Annotated in this window: 27 protein-coding genes and 1 pseudogene; 17 read left to right on the top strand and 11 right to left on the bottom strand. The window is 42.1% G+C overall.

The window, feature by feature from the left end:
- Nucleotides 1–107 precede the first annotated feature (107 nt).
- The gene (gene tsaA, locus EXT48_RS07975) at nt 108–815 is read right to left on the bottom strand and encodes a tRNA (N6-threonylcarbamoyladenosine(37)-N6)-methyltransferase TrmO (protein ID WP_069020685.1); all 708 of its coding nucleotides are present in this window, start codon (nt 813–815) and stop codon (nt 108–110) included.
- Between the two features lie 156 nt (nt 816–971).
- Between tsaA and EXT48_RS07970 the strand changes: the two genes are divergently transcribed.
- From EXT48_RS07970 to EXT48_RS07960, 3 genes are all read left to right on the top strand, one after another.
- The gene (locus EXT48_RS07970; RefSeq protein WP_045990062.1) at nt 972–1,154 is read left to right on the top strand and encodes a hypothetical protein; all 183 of its coding nucleotides are present in this window, start codon (nt 972–974) and stop codon (nt 1,152–1,154) included.
- Nucleotides 1,155–1,442: a hypothetical protein gene (locus tag EXT48_RS07965; RefSeq protein ID WP_039495966.1), complete on the top strand. Its 288-nt coding sequence runs from the start codon at nt 1,155–1,157 to the stop codon at nt 1,440–1,442. It abuts the gene before it with no gap.
- A gap of 251 nt (nt 1,443–1,693) precedes the next feature.
- Nucleotides 1,694–2,743 carry an energy transducer TonB gene (locus EXT48_RS07960; RefSeq protein ID WP_130164118.1) on the top strand — a complete coding sequence of 350 codons (1,050 nt, stop codon included), beginning with the start codon at nt 1,694–1,696 and terminating at the stop codon, nt 2,741–2,743.
- A 41-nt stretch (nt 2,744–2,784) separates the two neighbouring features.
- On the opposite strand, the gene EXT48_RS07955 is transcribed toward EXT48_RS07960, so the two are convergent.
- On the bottom strand, nt 2,785–3,264 hold the full coding sequence (locus EXT48_RS07955; RefSeq protein ID WP_010372647.1) for an acyl-CoA thioesterase: 480 nt from the start codon (nt 3,262–3,264) through the stop codon (nt 2,785–2,787).
- 83 nt (nt 3,265–3,347) lie between these two features.
- Complete coding sequence (locus tag EXT48_RS07950) at nt 3,348–4,997, bottom strand: electron transfer flavoprotein-ubiquinone oxidoreductase (RefSeq protein WP_130164117.1); 1,650 nt, start codon at nt 4,995–4,997, stop codon at nt 3,348–3,350.
- Between the two features lie 176 nt (nt 4,998–5,173).
- Between EXT48_RS07950 and EXT48_RS07945 the strand changes: the two genes are divergently transcribed.
- The 4 genes from EXT48_RS07945 (at nt 5,174) to EXT48_RS07930 (ending at nt 8,305) form a co-directional block, all read left to right on the top strand.
- Nucleotides 5,174–5,926 carry an electron transfer flavoprotein subunit beta/FixA family protein gene (locus tag EXT48_RS07945; protein ID WP_017217459.1) on the top strand — a complete coding sequence of 251 codons (753 nt, stop codon included), beginning with the start codon at nt 5,174–5,176 and terminating at the stop codon, nt 5,924–5,926.
- On the top strand, nt 5,923–6,849 hold the full coding sequence (locus tag EXT48_RS07940) for an electron transfer flavoprotein subunit alpha/FixB family protein (protein ID WP_045990058.1): 927 nt from the start codon (nt 5,923–5,925) through the stop codon (nt 6,847–6,849). The genes EXT48_RS07945 and EXT48_RS07940 overlap by 4 nt, the downstream gene beginning before the upstream one ends.
- Before the next feature lie 101 nt (nt 6,850–6,950).
- Nucleotides 6,951–7,358: a fosfomycin resistance glutathione transferase gene (gene fos, locus EXT48_RS07935; protein ID WP_130164116.1), complete on the top strand. Its 408-nt coding sequence runs from the start codon at nt 6,951–6,953 to the stop codon at nt 7,356–7,358.
- Between the two features lie 92 nt (nt 7,359–7,450).
- Nucleotides 7,451–8,305: a pirin family protein gene (locus EXT48_RS07930; protein WP_069020682.1), complete on the top strand. Its 855-nt coding sequence runs from the start codon at nt 7,451–7,453 to the stop codon at nt 8,303–8,305.
- A 44-nt stretch (nt 8,306–8,349) separates the two neighbouring features.
- Here EXT48_RS07930 and EXT48_RS07925 read toward each other — a convergent pair whose 3' ends face one another.
- On the bottom strand, nt 8,350–9,420 hold the full coding sequence (locus EXT48_RS07925; protein WP_045990056.1) for a DUF3083 family protein: 1,071 nt from the start codon (nt 9,418–9,420) through the stop codon (nt 8,350–8,352).
- A gap of 248 nt (nt 9,421–9,668) precedes the next feature.
- Between EXT48_RS07925 and glnS the strand changes: the two genes are divergently transcribed.
- The 8 genes from glnS to EXT48_RS07885 all read left to right on the top strand — a co-directional run bounded on the left by glnS (nt 9,669) and on the right by EXT48_RS07885 (nt 17,689).
- Complete coding sequence (gene glnS / locus EXT48_RS07920; protein ID WP_130164115.1) at nt 9,669–11,333, top strand: glutamine--tRNA ligase; 1,665 nt, start codon at nt 9,669–9,671, stop codon at nt 11,331–11,333.
- Between the two features lie 56 nt (nt 11,334–11,389).
- Nucleotides 11,390–13,216, top strand: a complete 1,827-nt coding sequence (locus EXT48_RS07915) for a protein kinase (protein WP_130164114.1) — start codon at nt 11,390–11,392, stop codon at nt 13,214–13,216.
- Between the two features lie 76 nt (nt 13,217–13,292).
- Entirely contained in the window at nt 13,293–13,766 is a 474-nt protein-coding gene (locus tag EXT48_RS07910) for a DUF1203 domain-containing protein (protein WP_130164113.1), read from the top strand.
- Nucleotides 13,767–13,910: 144 nt separating this feature from the next.
- Nucleotides 13,911–15,185, top strand: coding sequence for an RNA polymerase sigma factor (locus EXT48_RS07905; protein ID WP_130164112.1), 1,275 nt, complete (start codon nt 13,911–13,913; stop codon nt 15,183–15,185).
- Between the two features lie 131 nt (nt 15,186–15,316).
- Nucleotides 15,317–16,162 carry a YciI family protein gene (locus tag EXT48_RS07900; protein ID WP_045990053.1) on the top strand — a complete coding sequence of 282 codons (846 nt, stop codon included), beginning with the start codon at nt 15,317–15,319 and terminating at the stop codon, nt 16,160–16,162.
- An 85-nt stretch (nt 16,163–16,247) separates the two neighbouring features.
- Complete coding sequence (locus EXT48_RS07895; RefSeq protein WP_045988513.1) at nt 16,248–16,637, top strand: YciI family protein; 390 nt, start codon at nt 16,248–16,250, stop codon at nt 16,635–16,637.
- A gap of 14 nt (nt 16,638–16,651) precedes the next feature.
- Entirely contained in the window at nt 16,652–17,005 is a 354-nt protein-coding gene (locus EXT48_RS07890) for a DUF1428 domain-containing protein (protein WP_130164111.1), read from the top strand.
- A 54-nt stretch (nt 17,006–17,059) separates the two neighbouring features.
- Nucleotides 17,060–17,689: a glutathione S-transferase family protein gene (locus EXT48_RS07885; protein WP_130164110.1), complete on the top strand. Its 630-nt coding sequence runs from the start codon at nt 17,060–17,062 to the stop codon at nt 17,687–17,689.
- 233 nt (nt 17,690–17,922) lie between these two features.
- Here the strand turns inward: EXT48_RS07885 and EXT48_RS07880 are convergent, their stop codons facing one another.
- The 7 genes and pseudogenes from EXT48_RS07880 to EXT48_RS07850 all read right to left on the bottom strand — a co-directional run bounded on the left by EXT48_RS07880 (nt 17,923) and on the right by EXT48_RS07850 (nt 22,976).
- A complete protein-coding gene (locus EXT48_RS07880; RefSeq protein ID WP_045963822.1) occupies nt 17,923–18,216 on the bottom strand; it encodes a hypothetical protein in 294 nt (97 codons plus the stop codon).
- A gap of 1,040 nt (nt 18,217–19,256) precedes the next feature.
- Nucleotides 19,257–20,410 (bottom strand): annotated as a pseudogene (locus tag EXT48_RS07875) (IS256 family transposase).
- A gap of 119 nt (nt 20,411–20,529) precedes the next feature.
- Nucleotides 20,530–20,976 carry a ferric iron uptake transcriptional regulator gene (gene fur / locus EXT48_RS07870; protein WP_010372691.1) on the bottom strand — a complete coding sequence of 149 codons (447 nt, stop codon included), beginning with the start codon at nt 20,974–20,976 and terminating at the stop codon, nt 20,530–20,532.
- A 103-nt stretch (nt 20,977–21,079) separates the two neighbouring features.
- A complete protein-coding gene (gene fldA / locus EXT48_RS07865) occupies nt 21,080–21,607 on the bottom strand; it encodes a flavodoxin FldA (RefSeq protein WP_010604714.1) in 528 nt (175 codons plus the stop codon).
- Between the two features lie 14 nt (nt 21,608–21,621).
- Entirely contained in the window at nt 21,622–21,900 is a 279-nt protein-coding gene (ybfE, locus tag EXT48_RS07860) for a LexA regulated protein (RefSeq protein WP_010372698.1), read from the bottom strand.
- Nucleotides 21,900–22,121, bottom strand: coding sequence for a DUF2788 domain-containing protein (locus tag EXT48_RS07855; protein WP_010372701.1), 222 nt, complete (start codon nt 22,119–22,121; stop codon nt 21,900–21,902). Before EXT48_RS07855 ends, ybfE begins: the two co-directional genes overlap by 1 nt.
- An 87-nt stretch (nt 22,122–22,208) precedes the next feature.
- Nucleotides 22,209–22,976 (bottom strand): alpha/beta fold hydrolase, encoded by a 768-nt coding sequence (locus EXT48_RS07850; protein ID WP_130164109.1) that lies wholly within the window; start codon nt 22,974–22,976, stop codon nt 22,209–22,211.
- 136 nt (nt 22,977–23,112) lie between these two features.
- On the opposite strand from EXT48_RS07850, the gene seqA reads away from it, so the two are divergent.
- A complete protein-coding gene (gene seqA / locus EXT48_RS07845; protein ID WP_045988517.1) occupies nt 23,113–23,661 on the top strand; it encodes a replication initiation negative regulator SeqA in 549 nt (182 codons plus the stop codon).
- 13 nt (nt 23,662–23,674) lie between these two features.
- Nucleotides 23,675–25,312, top strand: a complete 1,638-nt coding sequence (gene pgm, locus EXT48_RS07840; protein WP_130164108.1) for a phosphoglucomutase (alpha-D-glucose-1,6-bisphosphate-dependent) — start codon at nt 23,675–23,677, stop codon at nt 25,310–25,312.
- Nucleotides 25,313–25,327: the final 15 nt, after the last annotated feature.

Here is a 25,327-nt window from a genome sequence, read left to right as displayed (position 1 = left end):
TTGTTCTCTTATTGGCGGCTATTCTAGCAGTGCAGTAGCCGCTTAAAAAGCTTTAATACCTAAACATCTTCATAATTTATAAGTTTATTGGCAAGCCGCTGAATTTGCTATTTTGCTAACGAAATTTCAGTGACATGGTTATGCTCACCATCTACTGTCCAGCGGATATTAAAATCATACAAACTCATACCATAGTCCTGCTGTGATGTGCGTTTCTTTTTATAAGCTGGACGAGGATCTTGCTTCAGTACATTGGTAATGAATTGCTGAAGTTCAGGATAGCTTTTTTGTTTTTCAATAAAAACAATAGCCTCGTCTGAGAAACTAACAGACATTTGCGTTTCTGGCCGAGTATCAGCAAAGCCTGCTGTGGCATCCACCAAGGCATCTGAATAGGGGAGATACGGCTTTATATCAATGATTGGTGTACCGTCCAATAAATCTACGCCAGAGAGCAACAGATCCAGCTGACCATTTTTATATTCTACGCCCTCGAGCTTTACTGCACTCATGCCAATCCCGTTGGGTCGAAAAGTCGCTCTAGTCGCAAACACGCCTTTACGTTCATTGCCACCGAGTCTCGGAGGGCGTACAAGCGCAGAGTAGCCTTTATCAGCGGTTTCATGAAAACGAAACAACAACCAAATATGCGTGAACGCTTCAATACCACGAACAAATTCTTCGCGATTGAATTCACCAACAAATCTAAGCTTGGCTTTTGCCTCTGGGACAAGCCTTGGTTGTCTCGGGATAGCGAACTTCTGTTTATAAGGAGATTGGATAAAGCCGATGGGCTCGATAGTGATTTGTTCCACTATGGTCTCTGTTTTAATTAAGATGAGCGAAGTTTACTATTGATCCTGACTTTCACAAAATCCTGCTCGTAATTAGCCTTGTAATGTCATGTAATTCATTTATTCAGATTTTTCGCATAACCTTGTAGATCATGGAATATTGATGGAAGTCGGAACATGAATCGGTATACTTTTTCGCCCCAAAATAGCTTACGTTCGAGTTTACGCACAGATAACGAACAAATTATTGGTACTAGAGCATACGAATACAAGCAATTGGTCGAAGACATAAAACCAATTCGAGGCTTACGAGAAAAATTACAAGCATTTAATCGCCTGAAACGAGATGAGTGTAAATAAATGGAGTTTCATAGAAAGGTTGACCAAAGCTGTCAAGAAGCGCTCTGCAAATCTTCTCCTCTAAAGCCTATTTTGATCCGCGCGATATCTGAGCGCAGAGCATCGTTGCAAGCAATAATTAATGATTTAACCGAAGGGGCGGTAAGTCCAACTAAAATGGATGTACTGCTCAGTCAAGAAGCGGAAAAAGTAAGCTTACAATTATTAAAAGAAGGCAACTTAAGCAAACGCGACGCGCTCGCTGCAAGTGAAAAAGCCATATTTACATTAGCAAGAAATTTGCTTTAGCGCGACTTAACTAGCCAGCCAATATTCCCAAATGATTTTGTATCTTGAGTTCTAGTTTTCATAGGCTCTACAGCCAATACATTAATCTAGCTCCCATTAAAGTGCAGGACCAGCAAGGCACGCATTTTTCATAGGACGTACGGATCTTATCAGAGTCAAAATCCTAAAAAAAAGGCCCCATTTCAGGAGCGTTGTTGGTAATATAAAGTCTGTGCTATATTTTAGCTGCTATCAATAACGGACAATTTGATATGGAAAATTTTATTAAATCTACTTTAATGACCTCAGTTCTATTCGCTTCACTCACAACAGACGCATTTGCGCAAAGCGAGCCAAACTTACATTTATCTACAATCGTAAATGCATCGGCTGTTGAAAGAGTTGCTCCTCAGTATCCACGTAATGTTGCGTTAGTCGGCGGTGAAGGCTGGGTTACGCTGAGCTATATCATCAATGAGGATGGTTCGGTGGCGTCTCCGATAGTGGAGGATTCATCTGGACAGAAAGGCTTCGAACGCGCTGCACTGCGAGCAATCAAACGTTGGCAATATTCTCCAGCAACAAAAGATGGTAAGCCGATTAAGCAGTGCAAAAATAGTGTGATGTTTTCATTCAATATGTCAGATGCGGAAGAAGGGGCATCTCGAGGTTTTGTGAGAAGTTATCGCAACATCAATAACCTCCTTGACGAAAGTAAACTAAAAGAAGCTAAAGAACATATTGATAAACTAGCAAAAAAAGGTCGTTGGAATCGATATGAAGAAGCCTATTTTAACTTAGTAAAAGCGCGATACTTCCAACTAACAGCTGAACCTAGACAAGAACTTGAGGCGCATAGAGGGATCATCTGGCACGGTAAGGATATCGTTAAATCTGAACTCTACGCCAACGCCCTTATCAATGCAATTAAGCTCCAAACTCAGCTGCAGGAATATAAAGGAGCGCTGAAAAACCATAAAAAACTAATGGAATTAGATGGACAAGACACTTATAAGTCAGCAGTGCAACCTGTCATAGATGAAATCGTTGCTTTGATAGCGGATAAGAGCAAGATGCTTGTTATTGCCGCTGAAATCAAAAATGATGATGTCTGGACACATGCATTATCCAGACCCAATTTCGCTATCTCTGAGGTTTCAGGCGCACTTCACACCCTTGAAGTACGATGTGATAACCAGTTTTCACAATTTAAATTTGCTGAAAATATGCAATGGAATATACCGAAAAGTTGGGGCGAGTGTAATGTCGTGGTTTTTGGTGAGCCGAATAGCTCCTTTAAACTGATAGAAGTTCAATCGTAGCTGAACTTCTACACTTCAATTATTGTTATCAGACCTTTATGTTATTTACTATCGGACAAGGTTTCTTCTAATAGCGATTCGGTCTGGATCGCTATTTCCTTCATTTTCACCGCATAGGCTTCCAATTTTTTCTCCTCTTCGGTTTTCGCTTTAAACTGCGGAATTTGAATTGGATACCCAGCTTGGTCCATGGCGATAAAGCTGATAATACAGTGATTGGTTTCGACAAGTCGCTGCGTTTTTGGATCGCCACAGCGCACCTGAATAAAAATCTGCATACTGGTGTTTCCGGTGTGGGCAATGCGCGCGGAAACTTCAACAATCTGACCCACAAGAATAGGGCGGTGGAAGCGCATGCCCGCTACTGAAACGGTAACGCAGTAGCTACCGCTCCAACCCGCGGCGCAAGCATACCCAGCTTGATCAATCCATTTCATGACCATACCACCGTGTACTTTACCGCCAAAGTTGACGTCGGTGGGCTCTGCTAAAAATCGAAAGGTGACGGATTGTTGTGGCATAGACTCAACTCTATTTTAAAAATATACGCTAAGTATAGGAAAGAAAGGGGCATTTCGCCCCCGCAATTTAGGATTTATTGGTATTACATGTTTGGATAGTTCGGACCACCAGCCCCTTCTGGTGTGACCCAGGTAATATTTTGGCTCGGATCTTTAATATCACAGGTTTTGCAATGAATACAGTTTTGCGAATTGATGACAAACTGCTTCTCACCTTGCTCGTTTTCGTTTACTTCATACACGCCTGCGGGGCAGTAGCGCTGTGCAGGCTCATCAAACTTAGCTAAATTCACTTTGATTGGTATATCAGAATCTTTTAACTGTAAATGACATGGTTGCACTTCTTCATGATTGGTATTCGATAAAAATACGGAAGAAAGTTTGTCAAAACTTAATTTACCGTCCGGCTTTGGGTAACTTATAGTTTGCGATTCAGATGCAAGCTTAAGCTGTGCGTGATCCTGATGTTCGTCCTTAATAGTAAATGGTAGCGAACCTGAGAAAATGTTTTGGTCGATCATATTGTAGGCGCCACCCATAATACGACCTAACTTATGCATTGCTGGGCCAAAGTTGCGAGATTGATAAAGCTCATCATAAAGCCAACTTGCCTTAAATTTGTCGGCAAAGCTTACCAAGTCTGACGGAGCGCTCTCTTGGCTGAGTGCCTCAATGATGGCATCGGCTGCAAGCATACCGGACTTCATTGCTGTATGGTTGCCTTTAATTTTGGCAAAGTTGAGGGTACCTGCGTCACAGCCAATCAGTAAACCACCTGGGAAATGCATTTTAGGTAGGCTGTGGAAGCCACCTTTGGCGATTGCGCGAGCACCATAGGCAATGCGCTCACCACCTTCCAGTACACTCGCAAAGGTGTTGTGATGCTTCATACGCTGAAATTCATCAAATGGACTTAGGTGTGGATTAGTGTAATTTAAGTCGATGATTAACCCGACCACGACTTGATTGTTTTCAGCATGATACATAAATGAACCGCCATGGGTATCATTGTCGAGCGGCCAACCTGTGCCGTGTACAACAAGACCTTCTTTATGCTTGCTTGGGTCTACTTGCCAAATTTCTTTAAAGCCGATGCCATAGTGTTGAGGGGAAGCGTCTTTATCCAGTTTAAATTCAGCTATAAGTTGTTTGCCTAAGTGGCCACGGCAACCTTCAGCAAATACGGTATATTTCGCTCTAAGCTCCATTCCAGGCATATAGCTGTCTTTAGGCTGGCCATCTCTATCTAGGCCCATATCACCGGTAATAATACCTTTAACTTGTTGCTCTTCAACAATTAGAGAGTGGGCGCTAAAGCCTGGGAAAATTTCAACGCCAAGTTGCTCTGCTTGTTCAGCGAGCCAACGGCAAACATTCCCCATCGAAACAATATAGTTGCCGTCATTTTTAAATGTTTTTGGTACCACTAAATGAGGCAGTTTGGTGGCATTGGTTTCATTTTTGAATAAATAAATGTCGTCACCCGTCACTTTCGTTGTTACGGGAGCGCCCTTTGCAGCCCAATCAGGGATAAGTTCGTCTAGTGCTTTGGTTTCAAATACTGCACCCGACAAGATATGTGCACCTACTTCTGAGCCTTTTTCGACTACACAGATCATTAATTCTTGTTGTTTTTCTTGAGCCTGTTGAGCGAGTCGGATAGCGCAAGACAGGCCCGCAGGACCTGCACCAACTATCACAACATCAAACTCCATGGTTTCACGTTCGACCATTATTAACCTCACACTATTTGACGGTAGATTAACTAAAGAGAGGCTTTAGTTTGATTTTCGTTAAACTAAGGTTATTTGAGGTTGACGTTTACGTCAACAGGAAGTAGTCTGAAACCAATAAAATAATTTGTTGACGTAGACGTCAGCTTAGAGAATAACCAGATGATGGAGTAACCATGAAAGTACTTGTGCCAATCAAACGCGTGATTGATTACAACGTAAAGGCAAGAGTCAAATCTGACAACAGTGATGTTGATTTGAGCAATGTTAAAATGGCGATCAACCCATTTTGTGAAATCGCAGTAGAAGAGGCGGTTCGTTTAAAAGAAGCTGGCACCGCAACGGAAGTTATTGCCGTATCAATTGGCGATAAAGCTTGTCAAGAGCAGCTAAGAACGGCGCTTGCACTGGGGGCAGATAAAGCGATTCACATTGAAACAGACGCAAAGCTTGAATCTCTGCACATTGCAAAACTACTGGCTAAGGTAGTGGAACAAGAAAGTCCGGAACTGGTCATTCTAGGTAAACAGTCTATCGATTCTGATAATAACCAAACAGGACAAATGCTAGCGGCATTAACTAAACGTGCTCAGGGCACTTTTGCCTCTAAAGTTGTAGTTGAAGGCGATAAAGTGCAAGTGACGCGTGAAGTTGATGGCGGTTTGCAAACGGTATCGCTATCACTTCCAGCTGTCGTGACAACAGACTTGCGTTTAAATGAACCTCGTTATGCTTCATTGCCAAATATCATGAAAGCTAAGCGTAAACCACTAGACGTAATCGCTGCGGATTCGTTAGGCGTTGATTTAGCTCCTCGTATTGAATTGGTGAAAGTTGAAGAGCCAGCTAAGCGCTCTGGTGGCGTGATGGTTGAGAGCGTTGAAGAGTTAGTAAACAAGTTAAAAACAGAAGCAAAGGTGATCTCATGAGCGTATTAGTTATTGCTGAGCATGAAAATGGTGTATTGAAACCTGAAACCGCTAAGGTGGTTGCTGCTGCAACAAAAATCGCAAGCGACATTACCGTATTAGTTGCAGGTCACAATATTGCTGAGGCTGCCAATCACTCTGCACAGATCGCTGGCGTACAAAAGGTGGTTGCTGTTGACGATGCTTCATTCGAACATCAATTGGCAGAAAACACATCTGAGCTAGTTGTTGAATTAGCAAGTGACTTTTCACACATTTTGTTTTCAGCGTCTACCACAGGTAAAAATATCGCGCCACGTGTCGCGGCGTTACTCGACAAATCACAGATCTCAGAAATTATCGATGTGATTGATGCAGACACCTTTAAGCGTCCAATTTATGCGGGTAATGCAATTGCGACTGTAAAATCATTAGACTCACAAAAAGTTATCACTGTGCGTGGATCAGCATTTGATGCCGTAGAGACTCAAGCAGCATGTGACATTGAGGATCGCTCGCAAAGTATTGCCTCTCAAGTGAGTGAGTTTGTGAGCATTGAACAAACTGAATCTGAGCGCCCTGAATTAACTGCCGCACCGGTTGTTATTTCAGGTGGCCGTGGTATGCAAAACGGTGAAAACTTTGCCTTGCTAAATGGTATTGCTGACAAACTAGGGGCCGCAATTGGTGCATCGCGTGCTGCTGTTGACGCGGGCTTTGTGCCTAATGATATGCAGGTGGGCCAAACCGGTAAGATTGTGGCGCCTAACTTATATATTGCAGTTGGGATCAGCGGCGCAATTCAACACCTTGCGGGTATGAAAGATTCTAAGGTCATTGTCGCTATCAACAAAGACCCAGAGGCCCCCATTTTCCAAGTGGCTGATTATGGCCTTGTTGCGGATCTATTTGATGCGTTACCAGAGCTTGAACAGGCACTGTAACGCTTCTTTTTGTAGCTAGCCTACATCAAGAAAAATAATTCTGGTTGTTAAAGCCGTTGTACCTTTGGTCGCGGCTTTTTTCGTGTCTAGCTGGAGGCGAAATGCTTACAGGTATAAATCACATTACAATAGTAGTATCTAACCTAAACATATCACTGGATTTTTACTGCGGTTTGCTAGGGTTTGATCTTTGGGTAACTTGGGACAAAGGGGCATATTTAACGCTTGGTGACGTATGGCTTTGCTTATCTTTAGGTGAGGTATCTCCAAGCTCAGATTACAGTCATGTAGCGTTCAATATTGCTGCCGAAGACTTTACAACTTTTTCTAAAACATTATTGGAAAACGGGGTTGGCGTATGGCAGCAAAATAGCAGCGAAGGAGACTCGCTCTATATTTATGACCCCGATCATCACAAACTCGAGATCCATAGTGGTAGTTTGCAAAGTCGGTTAAAAAGTTTGCAGCAGCAACCGTATTCAGGCCTCACTTGGTACAAAGCGGTGTGATTCTATTTTCTAGAATGCTTGTATCTATAATTGCGCATTTTACTTCTGGTTACTGAGCTCCATAATAAAACAAAACATGATGGAGCAAAGTAATGGCAATTCAACTAAATGGCAAAGCACATGACATCGGTGGTCTTTCAGTAAACCGCGTACTTCCGCAGCGTGCGAAACGTATGGTAGGTCCTTTTATCTTTTTTGATCAAATGGGCCCTGGTAACTTCAGTGCGGGTGATGGTATTGATGTAAGGCCGCATCCACATATTGGGCTTGCAACTCTCACTTATTTGTTTGAAGGTAACTTGCTCCATCGTGACTCTCTTGGTAATCAACTTGAGATCCATCCAGGGGATGTAAATTGGATGGTAGCAGGGAGCGGCATTGTACACTCGGAGAGAGAATCGTTTGAAACCAAAGCGCAATCACATACTATTCATGGTTTGCAATGCTGGGTGGCGTTACCGGAAGAAAATGCTGAAGTTGAACCCAGTTTCTCACATATAAACCGTTTTGACTTGCCTACTAGGCAACTAGAAGGGGTGATGGCTAGGGTCATTATCGGCAGTGCATATGGCTTGCATTCTCCTGTCCCAACATTTTCACCTATGTTTTATGTTGATGTGATGGCAAAAGCTGGCGGACATATTGAAAGGCCTGATCAGACACAAGAAGTTGGCGTATATGTGATTTACGGCGAAGTGGTGGTGTCGAATAAATCATATAGTGCAGGAGCATTTGTATTACTTGAAGACGACGACGCGCAATTACATTTCAATGAGAATAGCAGAGTGGTATTGCTCGGTGGAGAGGCGTTTAAAAAAGTCCCTTATATTGATTGGAACTTTGTTTCTTTTAGTAAATCCCGTATTGAACAAGCGAAGCAAGATTGGCGTGAGGGCAGGTTCGATATGATCCCCGGTGATAAATTGGAGCATATTCCTTTGCCTTAGGGTGACAAAAGTACACCCTAATAGAAAATGCTCCCTTTTATCTATTAATAGTCGTAACTAATATGCTGGAAGAAGCGTACGTTGACATCTTGCTTTTCAACATTAACAGGAAGTTGCGCAACAAAGCGTTTAATAGCCGTTTCTACGTGATTCATAAAACGACCATAGCCCATGTCCTTTTTGTCTTTGTCATTGGCAACGATCACAAAGCGAATGGTGTCCACTAGGTTTGCTTCGTTAAATAGCGAGTAAATTTGATTGTCACCGGAGCCGGTATCAAAACTCAGCTTTTGTAGCTCTCGGTTAGTATCGGACTTATCGAGTTTGGCGCTTCTGATGATAGGCAGACGGCCATCGGCTACCATTGCTACCATATTGAGCTGTTTATCGGCACAAGAAGACAGAAATGCGTCTTCTAGTGTGCGATAGAATTGTCCGTAATCACTAGGGCGCATTTGGCTTTGGAACTCTGTTTTTATTGCACGTGACACTGGAATGTTAAAGGTCGCGTAGGTCATTTCACTATATTCTTCTGGTAACGTGCAGTTTCTGGCTTGATAACGTGGGTAAAGTGCACGCAACTTATAACCATACGACTCTTTGTCACCTTTCGCTTTAGCAAATAGGTCATAGGTTAAATGTTGGTGGTCTCGCACTCTAAACTGAGGTTCTAGCGGAGAAAAGCCTTCTTTAAGTGCATCTAGCACCTTTTTCACTTTGTTGTGGAAGGTCGCTGCATTGGCGCGTAATTCATTACCCGTGGCTAAAAATAATAAGCGGATTTTACGCGCTTGGTATCCGTCATTGAGATAAGTTTGGTGCGCTTCGTGGAACTTAGGATTATAGAAAAACAAAATCTGCTTTTCTGTTTGCATAGTATAGGCTTCGTCATGGTAACGCACCACCGGCAATTTATCGTTCGCAATTACATGTACATTATGCAGCTCATATTCGTCACACAGTGCGAATAGCTGGCGAGACAAACGCTCGTAACACGCGCTGCTGGAGTCAAAACATGCATAGAATGCATCATCCGGTTTAAACTCAGCAAGAATATAGTGATTGTTCCTAGCCTTAGTTGATATATAAACACGATTCAAATTCATTGAAGCCATTACTTTTGTCCTTTCCTCGGTAACGTGACTTAAGCAGTGTTTGTGGTATAAACACTGAGATGGCGCAACTATAGGATGAAGTTGTGACGGAAATATTGCGCTAGAACAAAATTTGTCACAAAAATCTGATGAACATTTAACCAAATGAATAAATCCTGATACAGCGCAGATAATTGCTGTAAGTTCGGCTGAGTTTTTGTAATAATGCCGAGGTTAACTAAGAGCATAATTCAGAGGAAAGATTTCCTATGGCGGAAACTGAAAATCGCCCATCAAACTTTATTCGCAACATTATTGATGCGGATCTTGCCAGTGGCAAACATGCGTCCACGCACACACGTTTTCCACCTGAGCCAAATGGCTTTTTACACATTGGCCATGCTAAATCAATTTGCTTAAATTTTGGTATTGCCCAAGATTATCAAGGTAAGTGCAACTTACGCTTTGACGATACCAACCCAGAAAAAGAAGACATCAATTACGTTAAGTCGATCCAACAAGACGTACAGTGGCTAGGGTTCGAATGGGATGGCGAAATTTGCTATTCATCAAATTACTTTGACAAGCTCTATAGCTACGCAGTTGAGCTAATCGAAAATGGCAAAGCGTACGTTTGCTTCTTGTCGCCTGAGCAGGCGCGTGAATATCGCGGCACGCTGACTGAGCCTGGCAAAAATAGCCCTTATCGTGACACTTCACCTGAAGAGAACTTAGCCTTATTCGAAAAAATGAGAAATGGCGAGTTTAAAGAAGGGGAATGTGTTCTTCGTGCTAAGATTGACATGGCAAGCTCATTTATGGTGCTTCGCGACCCTATCATCTATCGTGTACGTTTTGCACACCATCATCAAACCGGTGATAAGTGGTGCATCTATCCGATGTATGACTTTACGCACTGTATTTCCGATGCGCTTGAAGGGATCACGCATTCACTTTGTACATTAGAGTTCCAAGATAACCGCCGTTTGTACGACTGGGTGCTAGATAACATCAGCATCGAGTGTCATCCGCAGCAAATCGAGTTTTCTCGTTTAAACCTTGAATACACGGTGATGTCGAAGCGTAAGCTCAATGACTTGGTTGTTAATAACCATGTTGAAGGATGGGATGACCCGCGCATGCCGACAATTGCAGGGCTTCGTCGTCGTGGTTATACACCAGCTGCAATTCGCGAATTTTGTAAGCGCATTGGCGTAACCAAAATGGACAACATGGTTGAAATGGGCATGCTAGAAGCGTGTATCCGTGACGACTTAAACGAAAATGCACCACGCGCAATGGCGGTACTTGACCCTGTTAAGCTAATCATTGAAAACTTTGATGCAGATAAAGTTGAAATGCTACAAGCGCCTAATCACCCAACATTAGACATGGGTGAGCGTGAGCTACCGTTTACCCGCGAAGTCTACATTGAACAAGAAGATTTCCGCGTAGAAGCGAACAAAAAATTCAAACGTTTGGTGCTAGGTAAAGAAGTGCGTCTTCGTAATGCTTATGTGATTAAAGCTGAGCGCATTGAAGAAGACGAAAACGGTAATATTACGACAATCTACTGTAGCTACGACCCTGATACTTTGGGTAAAAACCCAGAAGATGGTCGCAAGGTGAAAGGCGTAATTCACTGGGTATCTGCTTCACATTGTATTGAAGCGCCAGTGCGTCAGTATGACCGCCTATTTACTGTGCCAAACCCAGCGGCTGCTGAAGATTTCACGGAAGTGTTAAACCCAGACTCTTTGGTAACCATTGCAAATGCCAAACTTGAGCCAGCGCTTGCAAACGCTAAACCTGAACAAGGTTATCAGTTTGAGCGTTTAGGTTACTTCTGTCGTGATAACAAGTCAGAAGCGCTAATGTTTAACCAAACTGTTGGTCTACGTGATTCGTGGGCTAAGATAGAACAGCAAGGTTAATACCCAATGAGGTCGGCTAATGCCGACCTTTTTTATTGCTTTTTCTGCGTACAATTATGTCTGAAAAATCCATCCAACACTTCTATATCAACGAACAGCAGTCCATCTACTTACTGTCTCATCATGATGCAAAAAAGCACCGTCAATGGCTGAATATCTGTAAAAAACAATTGAGCCAACTTGGCTATAAACATGTTGAGGTAATTGGCTCCGGTGCATTTGGCTTCGTATTTGCTGGTACAAGTGATATGGGGAAAGACTGGGTGTTTAAATTTTCTCGGATCACGCTTGCCCAAAGTGTGCGTGATAGGCTTGAAGATGAAGGCTATATGTTGTCGCAAATTGACAACCCGATGGTGCCAAACTTCTATGCCTTCGAGCGAGTAAAAAAGCAAGGCATTTTAATGATGGAGCGTGCCCCTGGTGAAGACTTAGAAAAGATTTCACTCAAAAAGGGCCGTTTTAAAGCGCATGAGTTGGTGAGCCTCGCGCTAAAACTCAGGAATGTGTTGGTTGATTTGCGTGAGCGTCGCAATGGCATGTCTCCTCAGCCTATCGTTCATGGAGATATTAAGCCATCCAATATCGTTTGGGATGAAGCTTCCGATGGTTTCTCTTTGGTTGATTGGGGAAGCTCTGTCTATGCTCAGGTGGACGTGTATGGCGAGCCTATCGCGAGCAATATCATGGATTTGATGTCATCTGATGTAAGTACGACTAACGCTCGGATGGGAGATGTGTACTTTATTGGCGATGAGCAAATGTCGGGTGCACAATCTTCTCCTCGCTTCGATGAACAAGGCGTTGCATCGACGATTTATGCACTGGCTAGTGCACAATCATGTCGCTTTGGTGCTCAGGTCATTCCTGCTAGCGCTTTGGGGCTGCCAAAAGTATTTGCGCAGGTGCTGGATGGCATGCTTAGCAAAGACAAAGCAACGAGGGATAATGCAGGGGATTACTTTGTTCGTAATATGCCAGCAATGGCAAAAATGTATTTACCGGATTTAACGCTGTCAGAGAAAAAATCCCGCATTCCTTTTTGGACTTACGAAACCACAGTTAAGCCTGAAACAGTCGTCTACAGCTCACGCAAGCAGTTTTTGCGTCGTGCTGACGATAAACACAATCTAAGAGACGTAAACGACGCGCAATTAGATAGATACTATAAAGAGTTTTTGTTTGATACCGGCGATACCGAGAAAGCCTTTTTGGCCTCAATCAGCAGACTGGCAAAATACCCGGTCGTTGGTGGTCTCAGTTTTCACTGGAAAGACACGCAAGTATTTGTTGAGTCGAGTCTTATTTTACATGATGAAACATTAAGCCTTGCATTTAAAGACGCGTTGAATGCCACCGTAATGATTGCGCAGGGGATCAAACAAAAAGGCTTGTTTAAATGCTGTTTGTTCGACGCGCGACAAACCATTCAATTGACTCGTGACGGCACCGGTGCGTTCCAATTTGACCATCTGCCAGAACTCGAGTTTAGCGTTAGCGATATTTCGAGCAATGAAATTACACGCCCGCATTCATACTTTGAAGACGGCAAAGATCCAGACGAGCAACTGCAGCTGCCCAGACAGATAATTCAATGCGTGTTCGAGTTAAATCAGATCCATCATACAGGTTGCATCATTTTTGAATCATTGCAAGATAGGATGAAAATCCATTATTACTACCGGCTACTGGATGCTAATAAAGAAACGCAATTTAAGGCGCTACTGACTCGGATCATGCAATACGCGGTTAGTATTCAAGATTATGGCGTAGCAGGGTTTATGAAGCTGCCCTATAAAAATACACGTGAGTTTGCTTTATGCGACCGTCAGCCTGACTTTTTCTTTCCCAAAAACCCCAAAACATTTGTTGTTAACACTTAGGTGTTAGTACCACTTCTGGCCAGTCATTAACTACTAGTTCTTTACACTAATTATAGTGAAAGCAGGAGTGGTAAACATGACAACACAATTTCAAATTAACGCGATTGACTACAAACAATTTAAGCATTTATTTTCTTTAAGTGATGAAGAGCTAGCGGCATTACATGCCAAGAAGCTCGTCGTTGACGCTAAACCCGGCTACCCTTGTCGCGTTTCCCTACAAGAAGCCGAGATTGGGGAGGTGGTGTTGTTATTACATTATCAGCACCATACTACTTTATCGCCATATCGCTCTTCTGGGCCTATCTTTGTGAGGGAAAATGCAGTACTGGCAGAGCCTAAAGTAAATGAAGTGCCAGAAATCTTGCAAACTAGATCACTGTCCATCCGGGCCTACGACAGCTTGGGTGTAATGATTGAGGCGCAAATAGTAAAAGGAATGGAAATTAAAGACTGCCTCCATACCATATTTGACGACCATAAAATCGAATATGTGCATATTCACAATGCAAGCCCCGGTTGCTTTAATTGCATCGCGCGCAGAGTATAGGAAAAAGAAGGTGGATCTGCCCAGGCTAAAACCAATCTGCTGAGTCTTTCAGAGTTGATGGTGTCAAGTTGAGGCTCTTGCTGATTTATGAAATAGTGACTATACCAATTCAAATGGCGATAACCTAGCTGACGAAGGAAAGTGATGAGCAATCAACTTGCTTGCGATAGCAATGCTATTCGTAAGTCTATAGAAGTGCTGTACAAGCAAGAAAGCCGGAAAATTTACGCCACACTGATCCGCCTTCTAGGTGACTTTGAGTTAGCGGAAGAAGCATTGCAAGACGCGTTTAATGTTGCGTTAAAACATTGGCCTACTCAAGGCATGCCAGAAAACCCAGTCCCTTGGTTAATTTCTACTGGTCGCTTTAAAGCCATTGATGCAATACGTAAACAGCAACGTCAAAGAGAAAAGCTAGAAGTTGCTGCTACTGACTTGGATGGGGTTTCTGACATCGCAGGCCAAGCTCAAGAGCAAAATGCCAATGCAATTGAAGACGACCAATTGCGGTTAATTTTTACTTGCTGCCATCCGGCTATTGATCCAAAAGTACAAGTTGCGCTTACTCTGCGGGAGGTCTGTGGACTAACAACAGAAGAAATTGCCAGTGCATTTTTGGTGTCTAACACAACAATGGCACAACGAATTGTGCGCGGCAAAGCGAAGATCCGTGATGCCCGTATTCCGTTCGAGCTGCCAGACGACACTGACTTTAACAACCGACTTGATGCGGTGCTGACAGTTATCTATTTGGTCTTTAATGAAGGATATTCAGCAACACAAGGCGAACTTGCAATACGCAGTGAGCTGACTTCGGAGGCCATCCGTTTAACTCGTTTACTTTATTCTCTAACGCCAGATCCTGAAGTGGCGGGGTTACTCGCCCTGATGCTCCTGAATGATGCAAGAAAGGCGGCGCGCACCAATGCCTGTGGCGACATTATTTTACTGGAAGATCAAGACCGAAACCTTTGGAGTAAAGGTATGATTGCAGAAGGTACGCAGTTGGTCGCTGAAATAATGCGCGCCGGTGAATATGGCTTTTACACCATTCAAGCGGCTATCTCTGCGACTCATGCAGTTGCGACAACTGCAGCGGCGACAGATTGGTCACGGATTGTTGAATTATATGCTCAGCTACACCAAGTAAGCCCGTCTCCTGTTATTGAGCTCAACCAAGCGGTCGCAATCGCTATGAAAGACGGCCCTGATGCGGGTATTGCCATTATAGAGCGGCTATTTGAGCACAAAGAAATGCAAAGGTATCACTTGGCTCATGCGGCTTATGGCGAACTATTATCTCGTGCTGGCAGAACGGCTAGTGCGATTAATGCATTTAAAACGGCTCTCAACTTAACAACGCAATTACCAGAGCAAAGAGTTCTCAAACAAAAGCTTCTCAAGCTCGGTGAAAATTAATTAAGAAAATTTTCCTTACTTTGTCGATCTCTTGAGAATGCATTCGACTAGATTGTATAGAGCACTTTATATATTAACACCGCAGGTAACCTTTGGTTATCCAGCTCTATTTAACAACAGGAGAATTGACGATGAAAGTAATGGTGATTGTAAAAGCGAGTGAAGGGTCTGAAGCAGGGGAGTTACCAACCGCGGAATTAATGGCTGCGATGGGAGAATTCAATAATGCATTAGTTGATGCTGGAATAATGACTTCTGGTGATGGTTTAAAGCCGAGTAAAGAGGGAGTTCGCGTTCGTTTTAAAGGCGAAGAGCGCATAGTAACTAAAGGACCTTTTGCAGAGACTAATGAGTTAATTGCAGGTTATTGGGTATGGGAAGTAACATCAATGGAAGAGGCGCTAGAATGGGTTAAGCGCTGTCCTAATCCTATGAATGAGGAATCTGATATTGAAGTTAGACCGTTTTATGAAATGGCTGACTTTGCAGATATCGATCCCAGCGGCGAAATCCTCGAAGACGAAGAACAATTAAGACAAAAGATTGCGATGCAAACTGCACATGTTTGCAATTATTTGTTTTTTGCAGGGCGTACCGAAGAGGCACTTGAATACTATCAACAGCATCTATATGCCAAAGTCGGTCTGCTTATGCGCTTTAACGAAAGTCCAGATCCTATCCCTGATGGTGCGATACCAGAAAACTTTTCAGATAAAGTAATGCACTGTGAGTTTAGTATTGGCGATATGAAGATTTTTGCATCTGACGGCTGTGGTGATGATGCTTCGTTTGCAGGATTTAGCCTGTCTATAACCATTGATTCTGAACAAGAAGCTCACCGGGCATTCAATGCTCTAGCTGATGGTGGCACGGTCAGAATGCCATTACAAGAAACATTTTGGTCTCCCCTTTATGGTCAAGTCGTTGATAAATTCGGTGTTGCGTGGATGGTGATGTTACCTAGTAATACTAATTAACTTTGAGCACGGAATAGCTAAGTGAAAGCGAGCAGCAAAAGACGCTTGCTATTCAGATACTAATTAATAAGGAGCTGGACACACTATGAAATATGTCGCTTTGGTTTATTACGATGAACAAGCAATGGAAAAGCTCTCACAAGATGAATGGGACGCACTTAACCGTGAATGCATCGCGTGTGGGGAATCATTAAAAGAGCGCGAGCAAATGATAGGGGGTAATGCGTTACTCTCAACCCAAAGTGCGACAACACTACGGATACGAGCGGGTAAAGTTGATATTACCGATGGCCCATTTGCAGAAACTAAGGAGCAGCTTGCGGGATTTTATTTACTAGATGTTAAAGACTTAAATGAGGCCATCCAAGCGGCTAGCAAAATTCCGCCTGCACGCTATGGCAGCATCGAAATTCGGCCTGTTCGCGAGTTGCAAGACGAGAACAATGTCAGCTATGAAGCACAAAGACGAGAATAATAGAGGGGTCAAAGATGAGTTATATTGATGGTTTTGTATGCGTCGTACCCACCAATAAGCGCGAAGAATATCAAACGCACGCCAGTAAAGCGGCAAAAGTGTTTAAAAAATTTGGGGCAGAACGCGTTGTCGAGGCATGGGGGGATGATGTTCCTGATGGAACGCTTACCTCTTTTCCACTGGCTGTAAAGTGTAAGCCCGATGAAACAGTGGTGTTTTCCTGGATCACTTGGCCTTCAAAAGAAGTCCGTGATGCTGGAATGGCAGAAGTATTTAAAGATCCTATTTGCGATCAAGAAGCTAATCCAATGCCGTTTGATGGCAAAAGGCTTATCTATGGTGGCTTTAAGACCATAGTAGAGTGTTAACCTTAGTTATTAAATTGGGCTGAGTTATCAGTCCAATTGACATGGAGCTGATATATGCCGAACTTTACCATTACCACGTTTGATTGGGTGCCTGAGCTGCCAAGAGGGTATGTCAGGGACATTCGCTTGCGCTGGGCGCTAGAAGAGGCGGGCATACCCTATGATATAGAACTTAGCGCTTTCAATGAACGAGAAAATACGCATTATTTACATCAACCATTTGGCCAAGTTCCTTGGCTTAGCCATGAAGATAAGGAAATATTCGAAAGTGGTGCTGGTCTGTTATACATCGCTGAACATAGCGATGAATTAATATCCACAGAAAATAGATCATCGGTAATACAGTGGTTATTTGCCGCGCTCAACTCTGTAGAAATGGCAACTCTTCCATGGACAATTTTGAAATTTTCTGGAGATACTTTTGAGAGTGATGGCAGCAAAGCGATAGAGCGATTTTTACATAGTCGCTTGAAACACTTGAATGAATATCTTCGGGGAAAAACTTGGTTGGCTGAGCAATTTTCTGTTGCAGACATCGCGATGGCTGATGTACTTCGTTTGGTCGATAGGTTTGATGGGCTAAAACAATATAGCTATTGCCGAAAGTATCTAGAGACTTGCGTTTCTAGAGCTGCTTTTAAAAAAGCATACAAAGATCAGCTGGAATTGTACTCTACGATATAGTGACCATATAAATGGAAGGTGGTGTTTATGCAACAAATCAAAACAGATGCGGGTAATTCTAACAGCTGAGTCTTACATTGAGTTATTCCAATAGTTAAATGACAGATTTGTTGATAGATGGAAAAATGGCCCTGTAGAGCGCTCTATAAAATAGCTTATAATATTGAAATAATTGATAGATGTAGAGACTTTATTGGGTTACATCGTTATTGTTGACGTAACCCATTGATTTACTATTTTGTATATTTCAGGAAAAGCTTGTATCTACGGTGCTGAACTTCATAACCTGGAATCGGCCCTCCGACATCTATTGCTCGAGTTGTAACAGTTACATACTCATTGCAACCTACGTCTCCATTTTTTACAACCCTATGTATATCACCTAAAGAAAAGCGCCCATTGATATAAGGCATATACTCACAATATGTTGTTACATTATTGCTTTGACTCGAATTAAGCGCTGTATTTGTATTTGCATTTAATGTTAGTGATGTTATTAATGCAAAAAATACAATAGTTTTTTTCATTTTTATTCCTTTTTAATTGTGGTTGTAAATAACGGTACACACTTTATAAATAACTTTCAAGTTTTTGTGTTTTTATACTTTAAAAAGTTGAGCTTATATTTTAAGTTTTGATTTGAAATGTAAAAAGAGGTAAGTGGTATTTTTCGTCGTTTTATTTAATATTTTCGTAGTTCCTTAGTTGACCATGACCTAACTTGTACCATGAATTTAATCGAATAACATTGGCAGATTTTAATAAAATACATGGCCTTATAGATATTATTGTCTTAGTGAGACTAGTACTATTATGGTCTAAACTGAGAGCCTGTAGTTTCTGAGGCATTGCTTGCAACCATTGGTAAATGGGGTCAACGAACAGCGAAAAAACAAGTTATTTTGCTCAATGGCAAATGTTACATTGTCCACAATAAAAACCCGCCTTACAAATGGTAATCGTGTACGATACAAAAATAAATTCAGTGTTTAGTCAAAAGTAAATACCTTGTACACAATGTGAAATGATGTTGAAGGCTGTACGTCATTACACATGATGTTGTATTGTCTACGAACGGCTCTCAATAAAATAGTAGATAGGAAAACACATGTAGTGGAGCAGCTTAAGAAAGTAGGTTATTAGTGATATACATCAAAATGTGCTGGGTTGGAAAAAGTCTCATTTTTTATACAGCTGAAACCAAAAAGGAATGGAATACTGCAAGAGCTATAACAGCCATTCTCGGTATTATTGTAGTGGAACTGCACTGGAAATGTGTCTATAGATACTCGCTAATCGGTCGCTTAAATTGTACTATCGTATAGATTGCTTGGGCATTCAACTTTTTAACACTAAATTGAGGATTTTGTATTTAAAGAAGATTACTCAAGGGACTGATTTGATGGCAAGGTAGAGAGTTGTGCGCTATACCAGCTTTGTATGAATATGCTCAAGCAAAGTGATTATGGTTCGTCAAGACAACGAAGTAAATTGAAAACGGTATATCGGAGTTAATTCAGTAGCTAAATTTAGGAGGGCATTCAGAATTCTGTGTCAGCCTAAATTGCTAAATATCTAGCACACAATCTAACCGGCCTTCGAAGTGGATGGCTAATTGCGACAATGTCAGATTCCAGCTATGGATTGTCATTGTCCATTTCTTCGAAGCATTCAATATGCCCGCATACAATAATTTCATCAAGCTATTTTCGTTCGGGAATGCCCCCTTAGTTTTGGTTAACTTCCTAAATTGACGGTGCACTGCTTCAATTGCATTGGTCGTATAAATCGCCTTACGCACATAATCAGGATACTTGAAGTAAACGGATAAATTCGACTATTTACGGCGCCAAGATTCGATAACGATGGGATATAGCTTGCCCCATTTGGCATCGAGTTCGTCGAGTGCAACATGAATGCTTTTTGGTGTTTTGAAGCAACGTATTTCATTGAGTTACGTATTTGATGGATAACGCACTGTTGAACCTCTGTTTCAGGGTAGATAGTGCCAATCGCTTCAGGGAAGCCTTTAAGTCCATCAACACAAGCAATTAAAATATCGGATACGCCACGATTGCGTAAATCAGTTAACACCGATAACCAGTAGTTTGCGCCTTCACTTTCTGAAACATACAGACCAAGTAATTCCTTACGGCCTTCGATATTAATACCAAGGACGGTGTAAACCGCCTTGCTAACGTAGCGGCCATTCTCTTTGATTTTATAGTGAATAGCATCAAGCCAGATGAACGGATACAGGGTATCAAGACTTCGTGATTGCCAAGCCTTAAGCTCTGGTATTAGCTGGTCAGTTATGCCTGTTATAGTGGCTTCTGATATTTCAATGCCGTACATTTCCTGAGCGTGGCCTCGAATATCCCGGTAGCTCATGCCTAAAGCAAACATGGAAAGGGTTTTTTGGTCAATTTCAGGCGTTAGCTTGGTTTGATTTTTCTTAACCAACTGAGGCTCAAACGAGTCTGTACGATCTCTTGGCGTTTCAAGCTCAAATTGATCGACGGATGATTTAATCGTTTTCTTGCTTGTGCCGTTCTTGCGGTTAGGTTGCGGATCAGAGCCTAAATGTTGTTCTAGCTCTGCTTTTAAAGCAGCTTCGGTTAACTGTTTAATGAGTGGCGTTAAAACACCATCTTCGCCAGTTAAACCTTTACCAGATTGAAGTTCGGCTAATGCTTTGTTGAAGACGAAAGATTGAGTCATGTGTCATTCCTTTCTCTTAATATTACTGAAATGACACAGATTTCTAAACACTACCAAATTTAGCGAACTAAAAAGCCAGCAATTTGCTGGCTTAATGCTTAAATTGGCGAAAAGGTAGGTTAGTTACCATTTTCCTCAGCGTACTTTTTGCACGCTTCTTTATCTTCACACTCACCGTATAGATATAGTGAGTGATTTGTTAGCTTGATGCCATTGCTGTTCGCGATTTCTTCTTGGCGTGTTTCAATAACGTCATCTTCAAATTCGACAACTTTGCCACATTTTAAACATACCAAGTGATCATGGTGCGTGCTGCCAGACAGCTCGAAAACAGATTTACCGCCTTCAAAGTGGTGACGTGTTACAATACCAGCATCATCAAATTGGTTTAGTACGCGATATACCGTAGCTAGGCCAATTTCTTCACCTTTGTCTAATAAGATCTTGTACACATCTTCTGCGCTGATGTGTTGATTATCAGGAGACTGAAGGATCTCTAAAATTTTGATGCGTGGAAGCGTTACTTTTAAACCAGCCTTTTTAAGCTCTAAGTTGTGATCAGTCATTAAATCTGTCTCAATCTGTTAGTTATAATTTGTCTTAGGTCAATATTCACGACGCTATACCTAAGAATAACTTGCTCGGGCAGCAAGTGCAAAGCAAATGGAATTAATCTTCCAACTCGCTTAAGCACATTTCATCATATACTTGTGCGCACCATTGTTTAACACGTTGCTCTGTTAGCTCAGGTTGGCGGTCTTCGTCTATCCCAAGGCCAACAAACTTACCGTCTTCAACCACAGCTTTTGATGCTTCAAAGTCATAACCGTCAGTAGACCAGTGACCAACTACAATCGCACCGCGTTCAGTAACAATGTCATTAACCATGCCCATCGCATCGAGGAAGTATTCAGCATAATCTTCCTGATCGCCACAGCCAAAGATTGCAACTAGCTTGCCTTCAAAATCGACTTCTTCAAGCTCAGGGAAAAAATCATCCCAATCACACTGTGCTTCGCCGTAATACCAAGTTGGAATGCCGAATAGTAGTAAATCGAACTCAGCAATCTCTTCTTTACTGCTTTTAGCAATATCTTTTACGTCTACGAGCTTTTTGCCCAGCTCTTTTTGAATCATTTTAGCAACGTGCTCTGTATTACCAGTATCACTGCCGAAAAAAATACCTACGCTTGCCATTAATTGCTTACCTTCTATCTATTAACCGCTAACTTTTCTTGTAAGATGGTCTCGATGAGTGCACTTCGACTAATGTTTTGCGACTCTGCCATATCACTTAGCGCTTGATACAACTCTGATGAAACCTTAAATTCTACCCTTTTTAGGCCACGAGCACGATCTCTCTTTATTTGATTGCGCTTGTTAACCTTTAACTGCACTTCTCGTGGCAGTGGATTTGTCTTAGGACGTCCGGGACGTTTTTCATTTTCAAATAGGTCGATAGTCGTTCTATCTGTTTCAGCCTTGGCCATTATCCAACACCTGCGCCTTGCCAAAACACCTGGATCAAGCCTTTTGCTATAAATCCAGAGCAACCTAGAAACAACACCAGCCAAACGATATAGCGTCCGAACTTTGGCACATCGCCTTTTTTCAGTACGTCCTGAATCGCCATACCGATGAAAAAGAATATACCAGCTAGCGCAAACCACAGCCCTAGCGTTTCAAATTCATTTATAAATTGACTGACCATCTGAGCTCTACTCAATACTTAAACGGCGGCTACTATAACATAACCTAAATGCATAAATTAAGTTTATAACGGTAAATTCGATTCGTTTTATTGAAGAAAATCAATAATTGAGCGATTTACCGCTTCGGGCTTTTCTGCATGTAACCAATGGCCCGCACCTTGTATTATTTTTGCTCGCGCATTTGGGAAAAAACGAGCGATGGCATCCCTATGCTCAGGTTGGATGTAGTCAGAATTATTCCCTTTAATGAACAAAGTATTGCACAAACAGGAATGAGTTTCATTAATATTTGATGTGATTGTATCGTATTTTTCAGTAATTACATCTAAATTGAAACGCCAAGCAAGTTTGCCTTCTTCATTTTTTGCCAAACTTTTGAGCAAAAACTGACGCACGCCGACGGTTTCAATATACTGCGACATGATAGTATCTGCTTCACTACGACTTGAAACATCACTTTTTTGCACTTCGTTCAGCGCAGCAATTATTGCATCATGTCTAGAGTGATAATCAACAGGTGCAATATCTAATACGACAAGTTTGTTGATGCTTTCTGGAAATAATTGGGCGAATTGCATTGCCACTTTGCCACCCATCGAGTGACCAACGAGGTGTATTTTATCCAGTTTTAACTCATCCATTAGTGCTTTGACGTCATTTGCCATTATTGGATAGGACATTTGTTCATCATGAAAAGAGCGACCGTGATTTCTCAAATCGACGTTAACTACATTGAAATGTTCGGCAAGTGCTTTTGCCACCACATTTACGTTTTCCAAAGAGCCAAAGAGTCCGTGCATAACAAATACACTAGGTTTGGCTTGGTCGCCAATTTGTTGATAGTTTAACTGCATAAATCCTCCAAATTTCGCGCTAATTGTGACATTGAAGAGTAAAAATGCAAAGCCATAGAGTAATAAGTTAAATTTGGATATACTAAGTGACAATTGAAATGAGTTGCTCCTAATTAGCATAGATGACAGGAAACGCATGAAAAAGATAGAAATAGATGACGAGCTATATCAATACATTGCAAGTAACACACAAAGTATTGGAGAAAGTGCTTCTGAGATTTTACGTCGTTTATTAAAACTTACTCCTGGGACCGAATCTAAACCCGTCGCACAGCAGGAAGAAAAACAAGTACAAGAAATTGCAGCTGAGTCACAAACAAAAACACCAAACCAACCTGTAAAGCCAGCAGCGAATGTCTTTAATATTCTAAATAAAGAAGAGCTCGCCATGCAAAAAGGTGTAGTCGGGCGCTTTTTGTTTATCCTATCGGCGCTCCATCGTACACATAAATCCGAATTTAATAGTGTGCTTGAAATTAAGGGCCGCGATAGAATTTACTTCGCTACGAGTAAAAATGCACTACTCGAAAGTGGCAGCAGTATGAACCCGAAAAATATTGCAGACAGCGAATATTGGGTGATGACAAATTCAAATACGACTAGAAAGAAAATGATGCTTCATGAAGTAGCTAAGGTGTTAGGTTACACAGATGAAGCTGCCGAGAAAATTAGAGACTACCTATAAGTAAGGAAATCTTATGGCGATCCATCCGCAAGCTGGCAAAAAGGTATCGAAAGAATTATTGGTAAATGTACCTAAGCTGGTTTCATCGTACTATTTAAATGAGCCTGACTTAGAAGCGCATCCAGAGCATTGTGTCGCCTTTGGCACAAGTGGCCACCGAGGTTGCTCACTTAATTTTAAGTTTAATGAGTCGCATATTCTGGCCATCACTCAAGCGATCTGCGATTACCGTAAAAACAACAATATTTACGGTCCGCTTTTTCTTGGTAAAGACACTCATGCGTTGTCGGAAGCCGCTTTTAACTCGGCTATTGAGGTCTTGGTGGCCAACGAAGTACAAGTTATCACACAAGAAAATGATGACTACACACCAACCCCTGTGATCAGCCATGCGATTGTCTCGCACAATTTAAACAATCCACACGAGCTTGCAGATGGCATTGTGGTGACGCCATCACATAACCCGCCAGAAGATGGCGGGTTTAAATATAACCCACCAAATGGTGGACCGGCCGATACCGATGTCACCAAATGGATTGAAGATAGGGCGAATCAGCTACTACTCGAAGATTTGGTTGAAGTTGAATTATTCCCGTTCGCGAAAGCGAGAAGATCTGGATTTATCAAGTATGAAGATCTGATCACTCCATACGTTCAAGACTTGGGTAATATAATTGATATGGAAGCTATTGCTCGAGCCGGAGTTAATATAGGTGTGGATCCACTTGGTGGTTCAGGTGTTAATTTCTGGCCAGTGATCGCCAAACACTACGACTTAAAGCTTACGGTTGTAAATGACGTCGTCGACCCAAGTTTTGCCTTTATGCCACTTGATAAAGACGGCAAGGTGCGCATGGACTGTTCATCACCTTATGCAATGGCTAATTTGATAGCACTGAAAGACGACTACGATATCGGTATTGGTAATGACCCAGACTTCGACAGACATGGTATTGTCACACCTGATGGCCTGATGAATCCTAATCACTTTTTAGCGGTTGCAATTGACTACCTCATTAAACAACGAGGCTGGAAGAGCTCAGTAAAAATCGGTAAAACATTGGTATCTAGTGCCATGATTGACAAAGTGTGTGGCGCAAATGGCCGAGAAGTTTACGAAGTGCCAGTTGGCTTTAAATGGTTTGTGGGCGGGTTAGCAGCTGGAGAGCTCGCGTTTGGCGGTGAAGAGAGTGCTGGCGCAGCGTTTTTAAGAAAAGACGGCACCACATGGTGTACAGACAAAGACGGTTTTATCATGGGGTTACTTGCCGCTGAGATCCTAGCTGTTACAGGTAAATCGCCATCTCAGCATTACCAAGCATTTGAACAAGCATTTGGCGCGCCTGTATACAAACGTATCGATGCGCCCGCAAATACTGAGCAAAAAGCAAAGCTCAAGGCATTAAGCGCGGACAATATCAAGGCGGACACCCTAGCAGGTGATAAAATTACTCAGGTATTAACCAATGCCCCTGGTAACGGGGCAGCTATTGGTGGCCTTAAAGTCGTTACCGAAAACGGTTGGTTTGCGGCGCGTCCATCGGGCACTGAAGATATCTACAAAATTTATCTTGAATCATTTAAAGGTGAAGCGCATTTAGCTGAACTTGAACATGAGGCAAAGACATTGGTTGACTCAGTGATTAGTTAACAAAAAGCTTCTACA

The organism is Pseudoalteromonas sp. CO348 (assembly GCF_004208845.1).
GTDB classification, from domain to species: domain Bacteria; phylum Pseudomonadota; class Gammaproteobacteria; order Enterobacterales; family Alteromonadaceae; genus Pseudoalteromonas; species Pseudoalteromonas maricaloris.
This window is presented reverse-complemented; position numbering and strand designations above follow the sequence as displayed.

What these genes read in the sequence shown, in the direction of transcription:
- EXT48_RS07970 (WP_045990062.1), top strand. Translation starts at nt 972, where the DNA reads ATGAATCGGTATACTTTTTCGCCCCAAAATAGCTTACGTTCGAGTTTA.
- EXT48_RS07965 (WP_039495966.1), top strand. Translation starts at nt 1,155, where the DNA reads ATGGAGTTTCATAGAAAGGTTGACCAAAGCTGTCAAGAAGCGCTCTGC.
- EXT48_RS07960 (WP_130164118.1), top strand. Translation starts at nt 1,694, where the DNA reads ATGGAAAATTTTATTAAATCTACTTTAATGACCTCAGTTCTATTCGCT.
- EXT48_RS07955 (WP_010372647.1), bottom strand. Translation starts at nt 3,264, where the DNA reads ATGCCACAACAATCCGTCACCTTTCGATTTTTAGCAGAGCCCACCGAC.
- EXT48_RS07950 (WP_130164117.1), bottom strand. Translation starts at nt 4,997, where the DNA reads ATGGTCGAACGTGAAACCATGGAGTTTGATGTTGTGATAGTTGGTGCA.
- EXT48_RS07945 (WP_017217459.1), top strand. Translation starts at nt 5,174, where the DNA reads ATGAAAGTACTTGTGCCAATCAAACGCGTGATTGATTACAACGTAAAG.
- EXT48_RS07940 (WP_045990058.1), top strand. Translation starts at nt 5,923, where the DNA reads ATGAGCGTATTAGTTATTGCTGAGCATGAAAATGGTGTATTGAAACCT.
- fos (WP_130164116.1), top strand. Translation starts at nt 6,951, where the DNA reads ATGCTTACAGGTATAAATCACATTACAATAGTAGTATCTAACCTAAAC.
- EXT48_RS07930 (WP_069020682.1), top strand. Translation starts at nt 7,451, where the DNA reads ATGGCAATTCAACTAAATGGCAAAGCACATGACATCGGTGGTCTTTCA.
- EXT48_RS07925 (WP_045990056.1), bottom strand. Translation starts at nt 9,420, where the DNA reads ATGGCTTCAATGAATTTGAATCGTGTTTATATATCAACTAAGGCTAGG.
- glnS (WP_130164115.1), top strand. Translation starts at nt 9,669, where the DNA reads ATGGCGGAAACTGAAAATCGCCCATCAAACTTTATTCGCAACATTATT.
- EXT48_RS07915 (WP_130164114.1), top strand. Translation starts at nt 11,390, where the DNA reads ATGTCTGAAAAATCCATCCAACACTTCTATATCAACGAACAGCAGTCC.
- EXT48_RS07910 (WP_130164113.1), top strand. Translation starts at nt 13,293, where the DNA reads ATGACAACACAATTTCAAATTAACGCGATTGACTACAAACAATTTAAG.
- EXT48_RS07905 (WP_130164112.1), top strand. Translation starts at nt 13,911, where the DNA reads ATGAGCAATCAACTTGCTTGCGATAGCAATGCTATTCGTAAGTCTATA.
- EXT48_RS07900 (WP_045990053.1), top strand. Translation starts at nt 15,317, where the DNA reads ATGAAAGTAATGGTGATTGTAAAAGCGAGTGAAGGGTCTGAAGCAGGG.
- EXT48_RS07895 (WP_045988513.1), top strand. Translation starts at nt 16,248, where the DNA reads ATGAAATATGTCGCTTTGGTTTATTACGATGAACAAGCAATGGAAAAG.
- EXT48_RS07890 (WP_130164111.1), top strand. Translation starts at nt 16,652, where the DNA reads ATGAGTTATATTGATGGTTTTGTATGCGTCGTACCCACCAATAAGCGC.
- EXT48_RS07885 (WP_130164110.1), top strand. Translation starts at nt 17,060, where the DNA reads ATGCCGAACTTTACCATTACCACGTTTGATTGGGTGCCTGAGCTGCCA.
- EXT48_RS07880 (WP_045963822.1), bottom strand. Translation starts at nt 18,216, where the DNA reads ATGAAAAAAACTATTGTATTTTTTGCATTAATAACATCACTAACATTA.
- fur (WP_010372691.1), bottom strand. Translation starts at nt 20,976, where the DNA reads ATGACTGATCACAACTTAGAGCTTAAAAAGGCTGGTTTAAAAGTAACG.
- fldA (WP_010604714.1), bottom strand. Translation starts at nt 21,607, where the DNA reads ATGGCAAGCGTAGGTATTTTTTTCGGCAGTGATACTGGTAATACAGAG.
- ybfE (WP_010372698.1), bottom strand. Translation starts at nt 21,900, where the DNA reads ATGGCCAAGGCTGAAACAGATAGAACGACTATCGACCTATTTGAAAAT.
- EXT48_RS07855 (WP_010372701.1), bottom strand. Translation starts at nt 22,121, where the DNA reads ATGGTCAGTCAATTTATAAATGAATTTGAAACGCTAGGGCTGTGGTTT.
- EXT48_RS07850 (WP_130164109.1), bottom strand. Translation starts at nt 22,976, where the DNA reads ATGCAGTTAAACTATCAACAAATTGGCGACCAAGCCAAACCTAGTGTA.
- seqA (WP_045988517.1), top strand. Translation starts at nt 23,113, where the DNA reads ATGAAAAAGATAGAAATAGATGACGAGCTATATCAATACATTGCAAGT.
- pgm (WP_130164108.1), top strand. Translation starts at nt 23,675, where the DNA reads ATGGCGATCCATCCGCAAGCTGGCAAAAAGGTATCGAAAGAATTATTG.